Annotated in this window: 14 protein-coding genes and 1 riboswitch; of the genes, 5 read left to right on the top strand and 9 right to left on the bottom strand. The window is 58.0% G+C overall.

Going from position 1 to position 16,295, the window contains the following annotated elements; all coding sequences use genetic code 11:
• Positions 1-72 precede the first annotated feature (72 nt).
• On the top strand, positions 73-1,092 hold the full coding sequence (locus SO058_RS00575; protein ID WP_320841061.1) for a Gfo/Idh/MocA family protein: 1,020 nt from the start codon (positions 73-75) through the stop codon (positions 1,090-1,092).
• 51 nt (positions 1,093-1,143) lie between these two features.
• On the opposite strand, the gene SO058_RS00580 is transcribed toward SO058_RS00575, so the two are convergent.
• Both SO058_RS00580 and SO058_RS00585 read right to left on the bottom strand, forming a co-directional pair.
• Complete coding sequence (locus SO058_RS00580) at positions 1,144-2,148, bottom strand: Gfo/Idh/MocA family protein (protein WP_320841062.1); 1,005 nt, start codon at positions 2,146-2,148, stop codon at positions 1,144-1,146.
• 21 nt (positions 2,149-2,169) lie between these two features.
• Complete coding sequence (locus tag SO058_RS00585) at positions 2,170-2,967, bottom strand: TIM barrel protein (protein ID WP_320841063.1); 798 nt, start codon at positions 2,965-2,967, stop codon at positions 2,170-2,172.
• Between the two features lie 234 nt (positions 2,968-3,201).
• Here SO058_RS00585 and SO058_RS00590 point away from each other — a divergent pair, with 234 nt between their 5' ends.
• The gene (locus SO058_RS00590) at positions 3,202-4,212 is read left to right on the top strand and encodes a LacI family DNA-binding transcriptional regulator (RefSeq protein ID WP_320841064.1); all 1,011 of its coding nucleotides are present in this window, start codon (positions 3,202-3,204) and stop codon (positions 4,210-4,212) included.
• Positions 4,213-4,284: 72 nt separating this feature from the next.
• Here the strand turns inward: SO058_RS00590 and SO058_RS00595 are convergent, their stop codons facing one another.
• The 3 genes from SO058_RS00595 to SO058_RS00605 all read right to left on the bottom strand — a co-directional run bounded on the left by SO058_RS00595 (position 4,285) and on the right by SO058_RS00605 (position 8,032).
• The gene (locus SO058_RS00595; protein WP_320841065.1) at positions 4,285-5,283 is read right to left on the bottom strand and encodes an ABC transporter permease; all 999 of its coding nucleotides are present in this window, start codon (positions 5,281-5,283) and stop codon (positions 4,285-4,287) included.
• A complete protein-coding gene (locus SO058_RS00600) occupies positions 5,276-6,778 on the bottom strand; it encodes a sugar ABC transporter ATP-binding protein (RefSeq protein WP_320841066.1) in 1,503 nt (500 codons plus the stop codon). The genes SO058_RS00595 and SO058_RS00600 overlap by 8 nt, the downstream gene beginning before the upstream one ends.
• Positions 6,779-7,000: 222 nt before the next feature.
• The gene (locus SO058_RS00605; RefSeq protein ID WP_320841067.1) at positions 7,001-8,032 is read right to left on the bottom strand and encodes a sugar ABC transporter substrate-binding protein; all 1,032 of its coding nucleotides are present in this window, start codon (positions 8,030-8,032) and stop codon (positions 7,001-7,003) included.
• 454 nt (positions 8,033-8,486) lie between these two features.
• On the opposite strand from SO058_RS00605, the gene SO058_RS00610 reads away from it, so the two are divergent.
• Positions 8,487-9,416 (top strand): sugar phosphate isomerase/epimerase family protein, encoded by a 930-nt coding sequence (locus SO058_RS00610; protein WP_320841068.1) that lies wholly within the window; start codon positions 8,487-8,489, stop codon positions 9,414-9,416.
• A 62-nt stretch (positions 9,417-9,478) separates the two neighbouring features.
• On the opposite strand, the gene ribH is transcribed toward SO058_RS00610, so the two are convergent.
• The 4 genes from ribH to ribD are packed head-to-tail and all read right to left on the bottom strand — an operon-like array spanning position 9,479 to position 12,884.
• A complete protein-coding gene (gene ribH / locus SO058_RS00615; protein WP_320841069.1) occupies positions 9,479-9,940 on the bottom strand; it encodes a 6,7-dimethyl-8-ribityllumazine synthase in 462 nt (153 codons plus the stop codon).
• Positions 9,941-9,962: 22 nt separating this feature from the next.
• A complete protein-coding gene (locus SO058_RS00620) occupies positions 9,963-11,159 on the bottom strand; it encodes a bifunctional 3,4-dihydroxy-2-butanone-4-phosphate synthase/GTP cyclohydrolase II (protein WP_320841070.1) in 1,197 nt (398 codons plus the stop codon).
• A 13-nt stretch (positions 11,160-11,172) separates the two neighbouring features.
• The gene (locus tag SO058_RS00625; RefSeq protein WP_320841071.1) at positions 11,173-11,805 is read right to left on the bottom strand and encodes a riboflavin synthase; all 633 of its coding nucleotides are present in this window, start codon (positions 11,803-11,805) and stop codon (positions 11,173-11,175) included.
• On the bottom strand, positions 11,790-12,884 hold the full coding sequence (ribD, locus tag SO058_RS00630; RefSeq protein ID WP_320841134.1) for a bifunctional diaminohydroxyphosphoribosylaminopyrimidine deaminase/5-amino-6-(5-phosphoribosylamino)uracil reductase RibD: 1,095 nt from the start codon (positions 12,882-12,884) through the stop codon (positions 11,790-11,792). The genes SO058_RS00625 and ribD overlap by 16 nt, the downstream gene beginning before the upstream one ends.
• 144 nt (positions 12,885-13,028) lie before the next feature.
• A riboswitch (FMN riboswitch) is annotated at positions 13,029-13,156 on the bottom strand.
• Positions 13,157-13,310: 154 nt separating this feature from the next.
• On the opposite strand from ribD, the gene lepA reads away from it, so the two are divergent.
• Positions 13,311-15,119, top strand: coding sequence for a translation elongation factor 4 (lepA, locus tag SO058_RS00635; RefSeq protein WP_320841072.1), 1,809 nt, complete (start codon positions 13,311-13,313; stop codon positions 15,117-15,119).
• Complete coding sequence (hemW, locus tag SO058_RS00640; RefSeq protein ID WP_320841073.1) at positions 15,119-16,270, top strand: radical SAM family heme chaperone HemW; 1,152 nt, start codon at positions 15,119-15,121, stop codon at positions 16,268-16,270. Before lepA ends, hemW begins: the two co-directional genes overlap by 1 nt.
• The last annotated feature ends 25 nt before the right edge of the window (positions 16,271-16,295 follow it).

A 16,295-nucleotide genomic window follows, 5' to 3' on the forward strand; every position in this document is an offset into this window, starting at 1 on the left:
GATATATTTATAATAAGGAAGAATCGCTGATTCTTCTGGCAAATTTCTGAGTGAAGAGAGAGGGAGTTTACCATGAAAGAAGTCAAAGTGGGTATCGTTGGTCTGGGTCGCCTGGGTTCGGTGCACGCAGAAAATCTAGCGTTTAAGATCCCGGGTTGCAAGCTGGTCGCAGCCTGCTCGCTGGAGCAAAAGGAGCTCGATTGGGCGCGCGATTATCTGAAAGTCGAGTATACGACGCTGGATTACAAGAAAATGGTGGATGAGGCCGATATTGAGGCGGTCGCCATTGTTTCCTCATCGCCTGAGCACTGCTGGATGATCGAGTATGCGCTCGACGCCGGCAAGCATGTGTTTACCGATAAGCCGCTCGGCTGCTCGCTCGAGGAATGCAAGCGTGCGGAGGCCGCCGTTGAGCGCCATCCCGACAAGCTGTTTTTCCTCGGCTTTATGCGCCGCTATGACCCGTCCTATGCCGACGCAAAGGCGCAGGTGGACGCGGGCAAGATCGGCAAGCCCTATCTGGTCAAGGCGACCGGCCTCGACCCCGAAGCGCTGGTTGAGAGCTGCATCAAGTTTTCCAAGACCTCGGGCGGTATTTTCATCGACGCGGCCTCGCATGACATCGACCTGATGCGCTGGTTCTTGGGTGGAGAGGTCACCGAGGTTTACGCCGCGGGAACAACCTTCAAGCATCCCGAATTCACCGAAAACGGCGACACCGAGACCGGCATGGCTATGCTCAAGTTTGATAACGGCACGGTTGCGTTCCTGCATGTCGGCCGTACTGCGCCCCACGGCTACCACACTGAAACCGAGGTCGTCGCGACTGACGGGCATATCCGCGTGGCGGGCGTGCCGTGGAAGGACCGCGTCATGGTGTACGACCAGTACGGCGCGCGCCAGGAGATCATCGAGAACTTCCCGCAGCGCTTTGCGGAGGCGTACCTGCTCGAAATGGTCGATTTCATCGATTGCATCCAGAAGGGCCGCAAGCCTGAGCTGACCGTTTACGACGGCACCAAGGCAACGCTGGTTACTTACGCCATCACCGATTCGTTCCATTCCGGAAAGCCGGTGCAGGTGCAATATTAATTGACATATTAAAAAGCGGCTGCCTTCAAGGCAGCCGCTTTTTGCGGGGCTTTACAGATACAGCGCGGGCTTATCGATCATTTCGATCTTCATAAACTGGCCGGTGCCGCGCGAGCGGTTCAACGCATCCGCCGCGACGCAGGCGGCGTAGCCGTCCCATGCGGACGGGCCTGTCGGCCCGCCGTTTGCCAGCGCCTTGACCCATTCGGTCAGCTCGATGTCGTAGGCTTCGATAAAGCGGTCTTTCCAGTCGGTCAGGATGGGGAACGACCGGCTGGCGTTCGCGCGCTTGACCACGGCGTACGGATCGGGCAGGTTGACCGTGCCCTTTTCGCACACGACTTGGCACTGGATATCATAGCCGTACGCGTCGGCCACTTGCACCTCCACGTCGATGCGCGCGCCCGACTTGGTCTCAAGCAGCACGATCTGCGGGTTGTCGTATCCCTTAGTGGATTCGGCGGATTGCCGCACCTTGAGCACCTGGCCGCTCTCGTATTCATCGGACAGCAGCCAGCGGCAGATGTCCAGCTCGTGGATGGCGACGTTGGAAACGCCCATCTCAGTCTGGAAGCCATCGGGCTGGGAAACATTCCGGTGCGCGGCGTGGATCATCAGCGGCGCGCCCAGCTCGCCCGAATCGATGATGCGCTTCATCTCGGCGTAGCCGCGGTCGTAGTGGCGCATAAAGCCGACCTGCACCAAGCGTTTGCCGTGCGACACCTCGGCGGCGATGATCTTTTCACAGTCTGCCGCGTTTTGCGCAAGCGGCTTTTCGCAGAATACGTATTTTCCATATTTGAGTGCCTCGAGCACATAGCCCGCATGGCTCGGGTCGGACGAGGCAATCAGCACGGCCTCGACATCGGGCGCGGCGATCAGCTCTTCGCCGGTTGGATAGGCTTTGACGCCCTGATACTGCGCGGCGGTTTTGCATGCGGCCTCCTCAAAATAGTCCGCGCAGGCAACAACTTCGCAGCCGGGGACGAGATCGGTCAGGCGGCGGATATGGTCGCGGCCGATCGCGCCGCAGCCGATAACACCAATTTTCAGCATTTGCATCTTATCCTTTCTTTTTTACAGCCCTTGACGGACATCATGAATAGCTTTAACCGCCGCATCCGAGCCGTGCTTGGGATACAGCTCAAACGCGATCATCTGATCGTAGTGCAGATCATTCATAAACTGGAGCACCGCACGATAGTTGATGCAACCGGTACCGGGCTCTCCGCGGCCGGGCGCGTCCGCGATATGCACCTGCCCGATCAGCGGCTGATATTTCTTGATGGTCTCGCAGATCTTTCCTTCGTTCAGGTACATGTGGTACGCGTCGTATAGGATCTTGACGTTGGGCGAATCGACCATTTTGATGAGTTCGGCAGCGTCCTTGGTGTATTTCAGGAAATTGCCGAGATGGTCGGTTTCGACGTTGAGCGCTTCGAGGCACAGCGTAACGCCGGCTTTTTCCGCCATCGGCGCGGCTTTACACAGCGTGCGGTACATGGCCATAGTCTTTTCCGCGTCCGAATACTCCTCAAACAGGTCGGCCGCGTATTGGCGTGGCTCGGGCAGCAGCTCGTTCGAGTGCACTGCAAGGCGTTTGCAGCCCACTTTTTGCGCGATTTCCAGCGATTTGGAAAGGTACTCCAGATATTCTTTTTCGTGCGCGGGATCGCAGAGCGAGATCGGTCCGTCGCCGCCCATGCATGAAATTTCAATGCTGTTTTCCTTGCACAGACGGATCAATTCGTCGATATCCTTGCTGTCCCAATCCCAGATTTCCACAAAATCAAATCCGTCGCGTTTGGCGGCGGCAAAGCGCTCGGCAAAGGGCAGTTCCTTATAGATGACCTCAATATTGACAGAATATTGCATGTGATATCCCTCTCTTTTTTCATTGATAGTTTTATGGTAATACAAGCGGTGCACGGGGTCAACCGCCCGGGAAAAACATTGGGAGATTGCCCAAATCCGACCGCCGCATTTGGGCAGAATACCGCACGGAGGCGAGGGGAAACCGGTAAGATAAATTGTGCACTGTGCGCGGTTTTCCTTGACTTGTCCGGGGCGTTGCCCGTATAATCAAAAGCAGGAAAAGGAGGGCTAACAATGGCGGTGACGATCCGGGATGTTGCGGCGCTGGCGGGGGTGTCGCGCGGCACGGTAGACCGTGTGCTGCACGGCAGGCCGAACGTGCATCCGCTGGTGCGGCAAAAGGTGCTGAACGCGGCCAAAAGCCTGGGGTATCGGCAGCCTGCGCCCCGAGAGGTGCGCAAGCGGGCGGCCATGCTGATCCCGCCCTGGACGGACGGGTATTTCAACCGCCTGCTGGACAGCGGTCTGCGCCGCGCCAAACGCTACATCGGCGACCCGTCGTTTGTGCTCGATGTGCAGCCCCTGCCCAATATGACCGCGCAGGCGCTTCTGCGCGCGGTGGACAAGCAGCTTGCGGGCGGCGTGGACGGATTGATCCTGCGGCCGGAAAACACGCCTGAAATGCGCGAGGTGATCGAGCGCGCAGCAGGGCAGGGGGTGAGCGTGGTCACCTATGACGCGGACGTGCCGGACAGCGGGCGGCTGTGCCATGTCGGTCAGGATCTGATGCGGGCGGGCGGTATCGCCGCGGGCATCATGGCAAAGCTGATCCGCCCGCCCGAGCACGTACTGGTCGTGACCGGCAACATGCGGTTGGAGGCGCACAAAGGCCGTGTGGACGGTTTTTGCCGTAAGCTGCGCACATTCGGTTTTGGGGATGACGCATACCGTATTGTCGAGGCGAACGAGATGAATGAGGTGACAAGCGAACTGGTCGCGCAGGCGCTAACAAGCGATCCGCGACTGCGGGCGATTTATATGGCGACTCAGCCGATCGCGGGCTGCATCGCGGGGATCCGTCGGTCGGGCTGTGGCCAGTGGCCGCATGTGATCTGCAACGACCTGACACCATCCGCTAAACGCTACCTGCTGGAAGGGCAGATCGATTTTGTCATCGGGCAGGCGTTCGACCAGGAGGCGTTTCAGGCTGTGCTCGCGCTGTACCAGATGCTAGTGCGCGGCCAAAAGCCGGGCAGGGAGGTCTATTATACCGATTTAAGCATCCTGTCGCGTGAAATGCTGTAAACACAGAAAAGCTGCTCCGGAAAATCCGGAGCAGCTTTTCTTAAAACGAAGAACGAATGAATCGAGATGGTCTTATTTCGCAGCGAGTCTGCGGGCCTTGGCTTCCATGCGCTCACGGGTAACGTCGATGAACACGGCGATAATGATAACCAGGCCAAGCACGATGTTCTGGATCGCGGAAGAAGCGGCCAGCAGCGTAAAGCCGTTGCGCAGCACGCCGATGATCAGCGCGCCGATGATGGTGCCGAGCATGGTGCCCTTGCCGCCCATGAACGAAGCGCCGCCGATGATGCAGGCCGCGATCGCGTCGGTGTCAAACGGCTGCACCGCATTCGCGCCGTTGGTGATGGACGAACGGCCGATCGAAACGATACCGGCCAGCGCCGCGCAGAAGCCGGACAGCGTGTAGCAGAAGGTCAGTACGTTGTCCGAGTGGATACCGGACAGGCGCGCCGCTTCCGGGTTGCCGCCGACACAGTAGATCGAACGGCCGAGCGCCGAGCGCGTCAAGAAAACGTGCATGATAACATAAAGGACGATGACCAGCAGGAAGCTAACCGGAACGCCGCCGCCAAACGACTTGAACAAGCGGAAGTTGCCCAGCCACATCACGCCGTCCGGGAAACCGGAGACCATCTGGGAGTTCGTGACGAGCAACGCCATGCCCCAGAGGAAGTTCTTCATGCCAAGGGTGGATACGAACGGGTGAGGCAGGTGCAGTCGGGTCAGCAGCATGCCGTTGATCCAGCCAACCAACGTGCCGGCCGCGATTGCAATTAAAATCATCAGGAACCAGTTGCCCGAACCCTTCTGCACCAGCATGCCTGCCATGCAAGCGCAGAACGTGGCGTTCGCGCCGACCGACAGGTCGATGCCTGCCGTGATCAGGCAGAGCAGCATGCCAATGGCCAGCAGCGCGTTAAACGAGGTCTGGCTCAGCACGTTCATCAGGTTGGCGGGCTGGTAAAACTTGCCCCCGGTAACGATCGAAAGGACGACACACAGCAGAATCAGCGCGATCAGCGTGCCGAGTTGTGTCATATTTCCGCTTTTCTTCTTGGTCTTAGTCATCTAAAGTTCCTCCCCATGCAGCCTTCATGATATCCTCTTGGTTAAAATGTTTGCTGTCGCGCTCGACCGTGGCCATGACCCTGCCGCCGCGCATTACGACGACCCTGTCGCTCATGCCGAGGATCTCGGGCATTTCGGAGGAAACCATGATTACACATTTTCCCGCCTTTACCAGGCTGTTCATTACATTGTAAACCTCGACCTTTGCGCCGACGTCAATGCCGCGCGTCGGCTCGTCGAAGATGAAGATGTCCGCATCGGTGTTTACCCACTTGCCGATAACCACCTTCTGCTGATTGCCGCCCGAGAGCTGGCCGACGACCTCGTCGATCGACGGGGTCTTGATGCGCAGAGAGCTGATGTTCTGCTCGCCAGCTTCCTCGATGCGCTTTTCATCGAGGAACGGCCCGCTGCAAAAGCCCTTCATATTCGCCAAAATCAGGTTGGTGCGGATGCTCTGCGCCAGCACGAGGCCTTGGCCCTTGCGATCCTCGGTGAGGAACGCGATCTTGTTGCGGATCGCATCACGCGGGGTCTTGATTTTAACTTCCTTGCCGTGGATGTATACCTTGCCGCCGTCGATCGGGTCTGCACCGAAAATAGCGCGCATGGTCTCGGTACGGCCCGCGCCAACCAGACCGGCAAAACCCAGGATCTGGCCGCTGTACGCTTCAAATGAAACGTCGTACAGCACGCCGCCCTCTTGGAGGTTTTCCGCGCGCAGCGCAACGTCGCCCTTGACGCCGAACTCCTTGGGGAACTGGTTCTCCAGGCTGCGGCCGACCATGCCGGTAATCAGGTCGTCGTTATCCGTATCGGTTACGTTCTTAGTCCAAATGTGCTCGCCGTCACGCATGACCGTCACACGGTCGCACAGCTCGAATAACTCCTCGAGCTTATGGGACACGAACACAATGCCAATGCCGCGGTCGCGTAGGCTGCGGCAGGTCTTCATGAGCTGGTCGACCTCTTTTTCGCCCAGGGACGAGGTCGGCTCGTCCATAATAATCATTTTTGCGTCAATCAAAACCGCCTTGGCGATTTCGATCATCTGCTGAACGCCCATGCCAAACGTACCCGCTGCCTTGGTCGGGTCAATGTCCTGACCGAGCGAAAGCATGACTTCCTTGGCCTTCTTGTGCATCGCATCATAATCAAGCAGCCCGCCTTTGCGCAGCCACTTGTTGATGAAAATATTGTCTGTGACCGACAGCAGCTTCTCAATATTAAGCTCCTGGTATACGCACGCGATACCAGCCGCCGCCGAATCGTTCGGGTCTTTAAAATGCATTTCCTGGCCATTGACGAAGATGTGCCCTTCGTCGGCCTGATGCACGCCGGTCAGCACCTTGATGAGCGTGGATTTGCCCGCGCCGTTCTCGCCGATCAGTCCCAAAATTTCGCCGGGCTTTACCGCAAGACTCATATTTTTCAGAGCCACTACGCCCGGAAACCGCTTGGTCGCATTTTTCAGCTCTACTACGTATTCACTCATAAATTCTAGATCACCCTTTTCTCCGAGATGCATACTCGGCAAACCTCAGCGGATTTGTGCGTTGGGAGCGTTCCGCTGTTTCCGGGATTGAAACCGGCTTCCGCAGGCATTGGCCGAGTTTTGACACTGCGGAAAAACTGACGCCCCTGCTCCGGATTTTGAAAAATCGTTTACAGGGGCGTCAATCAATGGTTCATTGGTACACCCAAACCTATGCGATTGTTACTTTACAGAATCCAGGTAACCCTGCAGAGTATCCTTGCGCTGCTGCGCGTTTTCGGGGGTGACAACATCCGCGCCGGAGTTGATGAACGCTTCGACTTCGCCGCCGTCAAGCTTAGTGACGACCGCTTCAACAGACTTGTAGCCCATCTCATAAGCCATCTGCGCAACGGACATGGTCAGGCGGCCTTCGAGAATCGCGTTGCAGGCGGACATCGTGCCGTCAAATCCGAGGAACACGGTGTTCTTGTAGTTCTCGTTGTTCGCGGCAACCTTGGCAGCGGCCATCGCCATATCGTCGTTGTTGGCGCAGATGATTGCGATGCCTTCCGGGAACTTAGAGATGATGCCTTCCATCGCAGCAACAGCCTTGTCGGCTACCGCATCAGCGTACTGGACTTCGTCGTCGAGGAACGTGCCGCCCTCGGACTCGATGCCAGCCTTGTAGCCAGCCATACGGTCGGAGTTGGTGGTGTCGCCTTCAACGCCGGCGATCTCGATTGCCTTGATCTCTTCCCAGCCGCGCTCCTTAGCCATCTTGGCAGCAGCAGCGCCGCCCAGCTTGCCAGCCTCTTCGTTGCCGGTGCCGACAAAAGAGATGATTTCAGGCGCTTCGATCTTGGTATCGCAAGCCACGACCGGCTTGGTCTGTCCCTTGATCAGGTTAGCGACCATGTCAGCCTGCAGCGGAGCGATGACGAAGCCGTCGTAATCGCTTGCGAGGTCGGTCTGGATCATGTTGAGCTGCTCGTCGTACGAAGTCTCGGACGGCGCGCCCTTAATCTCAACCGTTACGTTGTCGTGCTCGTTGTCGTAAGCCTGCGCACCGGCCATAACGTACTGCCAGTACTCAGAAGCCGTGGTCTTCAGGATCACGTCGATCTTGTAGTTGCCGCCGGCGTTATCGGCGGGCTGATCGGTGGATGCACCCGGATCGGCGGGCTGCTGGGTGTCGGCGGGCTTGTCACCACAAGCGGTCAGACCAGCGCACATAGCGCCAGCAAGCAACATTGCCAGTAATCTCTTCTTCATGTAAAAACCTCTCTCCTTTTTTTGTGGACGCCACAACCGCGCCTTCGGGGTTAACCCCGAAGCAGCAAGGGGCCAGCCCCTTGCTGCTAGGTTTGTTTGTTTTGTCCAACGCTTCGTTTCATCCTGCTCTGGTGTCAGGATGCTGTTCAAACGCTCTCTCTTGCGTTCTGGTAATATTTTAATGCATCCCTTGAGGTTTGACAAGGGTCAGTTGGTATTTTTGTCACGAATGGAGAGGTTGCAGGGGGACGGTTTGTGCAGGTTCACAAGGAAAGAGAGCGGAAAAGTCTACGGCAGACTGTGCATTGTGCAAAAATATAAATTTTCAACAAGATTCATAAAGTGTGCGGGTGAAAATGATGGATGCTTTGGTTACTTTATGGGGAGATTGCTTGCAGAATAACATTACAATATGGTAAAATATTCGCAAGAACAGAAAGCGAGGTAGTTTCTCATGAAATTGGCAATCAAGACTTGTACTTTAGATATGTCCTTTGACAAAATGCTGGATTTCTGTGTCGGGCAGCGTATTGCTGCCCTTGAGATCGGCACGGGCAACTGGTCGGGCGCGCCGCACTGCGACCTGGATCTGCTGGTGAGCGATCGCACGGCGCGTGAAAAATGGTATGACGCGATGCGGGCGAAGGGGCTAACGCTGTGCGCGCTCAACTGCTCCGGCAACCCGCTGGCGTATGAAAAAGAAATGGACGTAACCAAAAAAACATTTGAGCTCGCGAGCCAACTCGGTGTAAAAAAGATCGTCATGATGAGCGGACTGCCCACGGGCTGCAAGGGGGACAAAACCCCGGTATGGGTGACGACCTCGTGGCCGCCTGAAACGCAGGACATTCTCAACTACCAGTGGAATGAAGTCGCCATTCCGGTCTGGAAAGAAATCGTCAAATGGGCAGGGGAGTGCGGCATTGAAAAGATCGCGCTGGAAAACCACGGTATGCAGCTGGTCTATAATCCGGAGACATGCCTGCGGCTTCGCGAGGCGGTCGGGCCGATGGTAGGCATGAACCTCGACCCCAGCCATCTGTTCTGGATGGGCGGCGATCCGATCGAGGCTGCGCGCGTGCTGGGCGACCATGGCGCGATCTATCATATCCATGGGAAAGATTCGCGTCCGGAACGCCGTTATTGGCAGCCGAACGGAATGTTGGACACCAAGCCGATCGACGCGTTTGCGCGCCGCGCGTGGAACTATGTCGCGGTGGGCGCGGGGCACGATGCAAAGTGGTGGAAGGAATTTTTCTCGGTCGTGCGGATGTCGGGCTACGACGATGAGGTTTCCCTGGAAATGGAAGACTTGACACTATCGATGCTGGACGGCCATTTGTCCAGCCTGCGCACGCTCCGCGAGGCGCTTGTCATGGATTGACAAAAATCCTACATTATATATAGGAACAAAAAGGAGAGGCGGTATGCCTCTCCTTTTTTGATTTACAGCTGTTTGTTGAGATCGGCCATTTCAATGGCGGTGACAGCCGCGTCCGCCCCCTTGTTGCCAGCCTTGGCGCCCGCGCGTTCGACGGCCTGTTCAATGCTGTCGGTCGTCAGCACGCCGAAAATGACGGGCACACCAGCCGCCAGCCCCGCTGCGGCCACGCCCTTGGAAACCTCGGCGCAGACATAGTCATAATGTGAGGTTGAGCCGCGGATGACCGCGCCCAAGCAGATTACCGCATCGTAATTGCCGCTTTGCGCAAGCTTTTGCGCGGTGAGCGGAATCTCAAACGCGCCCGGCACGCGCACCAGCGTGATGCGTTCGCCGTCCACGCCGTGGCGGAGCAGCGCGTCTTCCGCGCCGTCGATCAGGCGTGAGACAATAAAATCGTTAAATCTTGCCGCGACGATGGCGTACCGCCCCTCGCCGGATGAAAGCTTACCCTCAAGAATTTTCATATCATGGTTCCTCCTATTTTTATCAATCGTATTGTGTCATGTGCGACATTTTCGCCTGTTTGGTTTTTAAATAGAACGCGTCGTGCGGGTTGGCGGCAATCTGGATGGGCACGCGTTCGGTGATCTCGAGTCCAAATCCGGATAGACCGACTACCTTGGCCGGGTTGTTGGTCAGCAGCCGCAGGCGGCGCGCGCCGAGCGCGCTCAGGATCTGCGCACCAATGCCATAGTCGCGCAGGTCGGGCGGAAAGCCGAGCGCGACGTTGGCCTCAACCGTGTCCAGCCCGCGATCCTGCAATTCATAGGCTTTCAGCTTGTTGATCAGCCCGATGCCGCGCCCCTCCTGACGCATATAAACCAGTACGCCGCGCCCTTCGCGGGCAATCATCCGCATCGCCGCATCGTACTGTTCGCCGCAGTCGCAGCGCGCAGAACCCAGCGCGTCTCCGGTCAGGCATTCGGAGTGTACGCGGCACAAAACGGGCGCGCCGTCCGCGATATTGCCCATAGTGAGTGCGACATGGTGCTCGCCGTTCAGCTTATTAAGAAAGCCATGGATATGGAAAGCGCCGTAGCGCGTGGGGAACGCCGCACACGCGACGCGCTCGATCAGCGTTTCGGTTTGGCGCCGGTAGGCGATCAGGTCGGCGAGCGAGAGCAGCGTCAACCCATGCTTTTGAGCGAATGCGCGCAGCTCGCTCGTTCGCATCATCGAGCCGTCCTCGCGCATGATCTCACAGCAAAGCCCGCATTCCGCAAGCCCTGCAAGCCTGCAAAGGTCGACGGTCGCTTCGGTATGGCCTGACCGCTTCAAAACGCCGCCTTCGACCGCGCGGAGCGGGAACATGTGCCCCGGGCGGCGAAAATCGGACGATTTCGCATCCGCCGCTGCACACATGCGGGCGGTCAGACCGCGCTCTCCGGCGGAGATGCCTGTGGTGGTATGTTTATGGTCGATGGATACCGTGAACGCGGTCTCGTGGTTGTCGGTATTGTCTTGCACCATCTGCGAAAGCCCCAGCCGGTCGCAGACCGCGCCCGACATCGGCATGCAGATCAGCCCCTTTGCGTGTGTCGCCATAAAATTGACGTTTTCCGTTGTCGCATATTGGGCCGCACAGATGAGGTCGCCCTCGTTTTCACGATCCGGGTCGTCGACGACCAGCACGAGTCTGCCCGCGCGCAGGTCATCCAGTGCCTGTTCAACAATTGTTTTCATAGAAAAGCCTCCTTTAAAAGCCATGTTGCAGTAAAAAATCCTGCGTGAGCCCGCCGGTCTGCGGCGATAGCAATTTCTCAACGTATTTGCCAATTACATCGCATTCCAGATTGACCGCGTCGCCGGGACGGCGGCCGAGCAGCGTGGTTTCCGCGCCCGTATGCGGGATGATGGAAACGGCAAAGCAGCGCAGGTCGACGGACGCGACCGTCAGGCTGACCCCATCGACTGCGACCGAGCCTTTTTCGATGATATAGCGCAGCAGCGCGCCGGATGTTCGTATGCGCACCCAGACCGCGTTGTCCTCGCGGTGAAGGGATTCAACCTCGCCTGTCCCATCGATGTGGCCGGATACGATATGGCCGCCGAACCGCCCGGTTACGGGCATCGCGCGTTCCAGGTTGACGCGCGCGCCGGCTTCGAGTGCGCCAAGATTGGAACGGCGTAGGGTCTCTGCCATCACATCTGCGGAAAAAGAGCGGGCAGAAATCGAAACGGCGGTCAGGCATACGCCGTTGACCGCGATGCTGTCACCGGCTTTGGCCTGTTCGAGCACAGTGCTGGCCGCAATGGTCAGGCGTGCGCCTTTGGCGCCGCGTTCGATCCGCTGGACGCGCCCTACCTCCTCGATCAGTCCGGTAAACATGGCAAATCACCCTCCAGCAGAAAGTCCCCGCCGAGCGGTGTGACAGTCAGATTTTCCAGCCGTATCGCGTCGCACATTTTGCGATAGCCTGCGCCGCCGATAGGCGTTTTTGCCGTTCCTCCGCCAATTAGCTTGGGCGCGATATAGGCGTGTACTTTATGGATGATACCCGCTTTGAGCGCGGAAAAATGCAGTGCGCCGCCGCCTTCGATGAGCACGCTGTCGATATTCCTTTCGCCTAGCTTTTGCATCAGGTCGGCGAGGTCGACACGTCCATCCTTTTCGGCGCACAGCAGGATCTCCGCGCCCGCCTGTTCCAGCGCCGTCGCCCGATCGTTCCTTTCGACCGCGGCGACAAGTGTCGGCGTATCGCGCGCCGTGCGCATCAGCTGACTTTCCGGCGGCGTGCGCAGATGGCTGTCGCAGACGATGCGCAGCGGATTGAGCCCGCCGTCGATACGGCAGGTGAGCAGCGGATCGTCTGCGAGGACGGTGCCCACGCCCACCATGACAGCGGACAAAGCGCTTCGCGTTTTATGGACATGCAGACGCGCGGCCTCGCCGGTCACCCAGCGGCTGTCGCCGGTGCTGGACGCGATCTTGCCGTCAAGCGTCATGGCGTATTTCATTACGACAAACGGCGTGCGGTGTGTGATGAAGTGAAAAAACACCTTGTTCAACGCGCGGCACTCCGCTTCAAGCAAGCCGGTCTCGACCGGGATGCCGGCCTCGCGCAGCCGAGCACAGCCTTTTCCCGCGACGACCGGGTTAGGGTCAAGGCAGCCGACCACGACACGCGCAATCTTGTGCGCGAGAATGGCCTCGGTGCAGGGCGGCTGCTTGCCGTGATGGCAGCAGGGCTCGAGCGTGACGTACAGCGTCGCGCCCGCGGCGTCTTCGGTACAGTCATCGAGCGCGCGCCGCTCGGCGTGCGGGCTGCCGTAGGCCTCGTGCCAGCCCTCACCGATCACGCGCCCGTCCCGCACGATCACGCAGCCGACCATAGGGTTGGGATTCACCCTTCCCATGCCGCGCCGCGCCAATTCGAGCGCGCGGCGCATGTAAACTTCTTCTTTCAGAAAATCGCCTCCAAACAAAAAACGTCCCGAGCACAGAGACTTCGGGACGCAGTTTGCCGCAGAAACAAAAAAATCTGAAACGCCAAAAATGACATTTCAGAACAGCAAACAAGCGGAAAAACAGGCATAACGCCTTGCTTTCCGCGCGTTCTTCTTCCATCCAGACTATACTGTCGGCCTCGGAGTTTCACCGAATCCTGCATACCGCCAAAAGGCGTCCGCTCGCGGGCTATACCGCCGGTAGGGAATTGCACCCTGCCCTGAAGAACTCTGTATTCAGTTTTACATGAGTCATGATACACGCTGCAAACGCATATTGCAAGCTTTTTTTGCAGCATTTCCCGCAAATGTAAGCTTGTAGCGGGTGGGCAAACGTGTTATAATATTTCCATATTGCAGTTTTACGTGATAAAAAGGAGTTTGGACGTGAAAAATCGCGACCTGATACGAAATTTTTCCATCATCGCCCATATCGACCATGGTAAGTCGACGCTGGCAGACCGTCTGCTGGAGCAGTGCGAAGCCGTGTCCCAGCGCGAGATGGAGGAACAGCTGCTCGATAACATGGATCTGGAGCGCGAGCGCGGCATCACCATCAAGGCACGCGCGGTGCGCATGGAGTATAAGGCGGACGATGGGCAGGTCTATGAAATGAACCTGATTGATACCCCCGGCCATGTGGACTTCAACTACGAGGTCTCGCGTTCGCTCGCGGCGTGCGAGGGCGCGCTTTTGGTGGTCGATGCGGCGCAGGGCATCGAGGCGCAGACGCTGGGAAACACCTATCTCGCGCTGGACCACGACCTGGAGGTTGTGCCGGTCGTTAATAAAATCGATTTGCCTGCGGCGGACGCGCCGCGCGTCAAGCAGGAGATCGAGGACATCATCGGCATCCCCGCCGAGGATGCGCCCGAAATCTCCGCCAAAATGGGGCTGAACATCCGCTCGGTGCTCGAGCGCATCGTGAGCGATATCCCCGCGCCGGCGGGCGACGCGGACGCGCCGCTGCGCGCGCTGATCTTTGACAGCCAGTATGACCCCTATAAGGGCGTGATCGTCTATATGCGCCTGATGGATGGGCACATCGAGCCCGGCATGAAAGTGAAGATGATGGCGACCGGCGCGGAATTTCAGGTGCTGGAATGCGGCTATATGCAGCCGCTGGGGCTGTCGCCGCAGGACGGCTTGTATGCCGGCGAGGTCGGCTATTTCACGGCCTCGATCAAAAACGTGGCCGATACCCGTGTGGGCGATACGGTCACCGAGGCCGAAAGGCCGACGGACACGCCGCTGCCCGGCTACCGTCCGGCGCAGCCGATGGTGTTCTGCGGCATCTATACCGAGGACGGTTCTAAATATCCCGACCTGCGTGACGCGCTCGAAAAACTGCAGCTGAATGACGCGGCGCTGTCGTTCGAGCCGGAAAGCTCGGTCGCGCTGGGATTTGGTTTCCGCTGCGGCTTTCTCGGCATGCTGCATATGGAGATCATCCAGGAGCGTCTGGAGCGCGAGTTCGACCTCGATCTGGTCACAACGCTGCCCAGCGTTGTCTATGAGGTCAAGCTGACCGTCGGCAAGGTCGTCCACTGCGACAACCCGCACGATTACCCCGACCCGGTTTTGATCGAGGAGGCGCGCGAGCCGTTTGTCAAGGCCTCCATTATGACGCCGCAGGAGTTCGTCGGCAACATCATGCCTATGTGCCAGGATCGCCGCGGCGTATTTAAGGATATGAAATATCTGGACACCAGTCTGGTCGAATTGCATTATGAAATGCCGACCAATGAAATCATTTACGACTTTTTCGACGCGTTAAAGGCCCGTACCAAGGGCTATGCCTCACTGGACTACGAAATGGCGGATTACCGGAAAAGCGATCTGGTCAAGGTCGATATGCTGCTGAACGGCGAGCAGGTAGACGCACTGTCGTTCATCGCGCATCGGGAAAAGGCCTATGGCCGTGCCCGCCGCATCTGCGAAAAACTCAAGGAAAATATCCCGCGCCAGCTTTTTGAAGTGCCGATCCAGGCGGCGATCGGCGGCAAGGTCATCGCGCGCGAAACGGTCAAGGCGATGCGAAAGGACGTGCTCGCCAAGTGTTACGGCGGCGATATCACGCGCAAGAAAAAGCTCCTCGAAAAGCAGAAAGAGGGCAAAAAGAAGATGCGCTCGCTCGGCACGGTTCAGGTGCCGACGGAAGCGTTCATGGCGGTACTCAAACTGGATGAGGAATGATGAGCAGAACAAGTTATAATAAAAAGGCGCTCGGGCTGTACCTGCACATCCCGTTCTGCGCCTCCAAATGCGGCTACTGCGATTTTTATTCGGTGGCCGACGGGGGGCTGATGAAGCCCTATGTCGCCGCGCTTTTAACGCACATCCGGGAATACGGCGGCGTTTGCGGCGGCTATACGGTCGATACGGTGTATCTCGGCGGCGGCACGCCGTCGTGCCTCGGGCCGAAATACCTGAGCCGCATTCTGCAGGAGGTCAAAAATAAGTTTAAGCTCGATCCCGATGTGGAAATCACGGTCGAATGCAACCCCGAAAGCACGGACAAAAAGCTGCTCGACGCGCTCAAAAAAGCGGGCGTCACCCGGCTGTCGTTCGGCGTGCAGTCGGCGCATGAGGACGAGCTGCGCGCCATCGGACGCATCCACACATTCGAGCAGGCGCGCGGCGCGGTCGATTTGGCGCGGGAGCGCGGGTTCGACAATATCAGCCTCGACCTGATGTACGGCTTGCCCGGGCAGGACAAAGAGAAATTCCTTGAATCGGTGGAGGCCGCGATCGCGCTCGGCCCCCGGCACCTGTCGTGCTACGGCCTGCGGCTCGAGCCGACGACGCGGATGGGGCGCGAAAATCCTGTCCTGCCGGACGATGACGAGCAGGCCGACGCTTATCTCGCTATGTGCGCCCTGCTGCGCCGAAACGGCTTTGAACATTATGAGATCTCAAACTTTGCAAAATCGGGCTTCCGGTCGCAGCACAACCAGAAATATTGGGATTTATCCGAATATCTCGGCCTTGGCCCGGGCGCCCATTCCTATATGAACGGACGCAGGTTTTCGTTCGCCCGCGATCTGCAGGCTTACATAAACGGCGAGGATATCGTGCGCGACGAGGACGAGGTGCCGACCTACCAGCGGCAGGGGGAATACTTGATGCTGCGCCTGCGCACAGCGGACGGCATTGATTTTCTCGATCTCGAGAAGCGTTACAACATCGATTCCACACCGTATGAGGAGGCATTCCGCTCACTCATGGGGCAGGAACTGGTCGCCCACCAGGGCACGCGCTGGTTCCTGACGGAAAAGGGCTTTCTGGTTTCCAACAGCATCATCAACACCATTGTCGAAGCGGGGCAGCCCGGTTCAGACAGCTAATAAATATATTTGGAGGATATGCATT

The organism is Agathobaculum sp. (assembly GCF_034098985.1).
Taxonomy (GTDB): domain Bacteria; phylum Bacillota; class Clostridia; order Oscillospirales; family Butyricicoccaceae; genus Agathobaculum.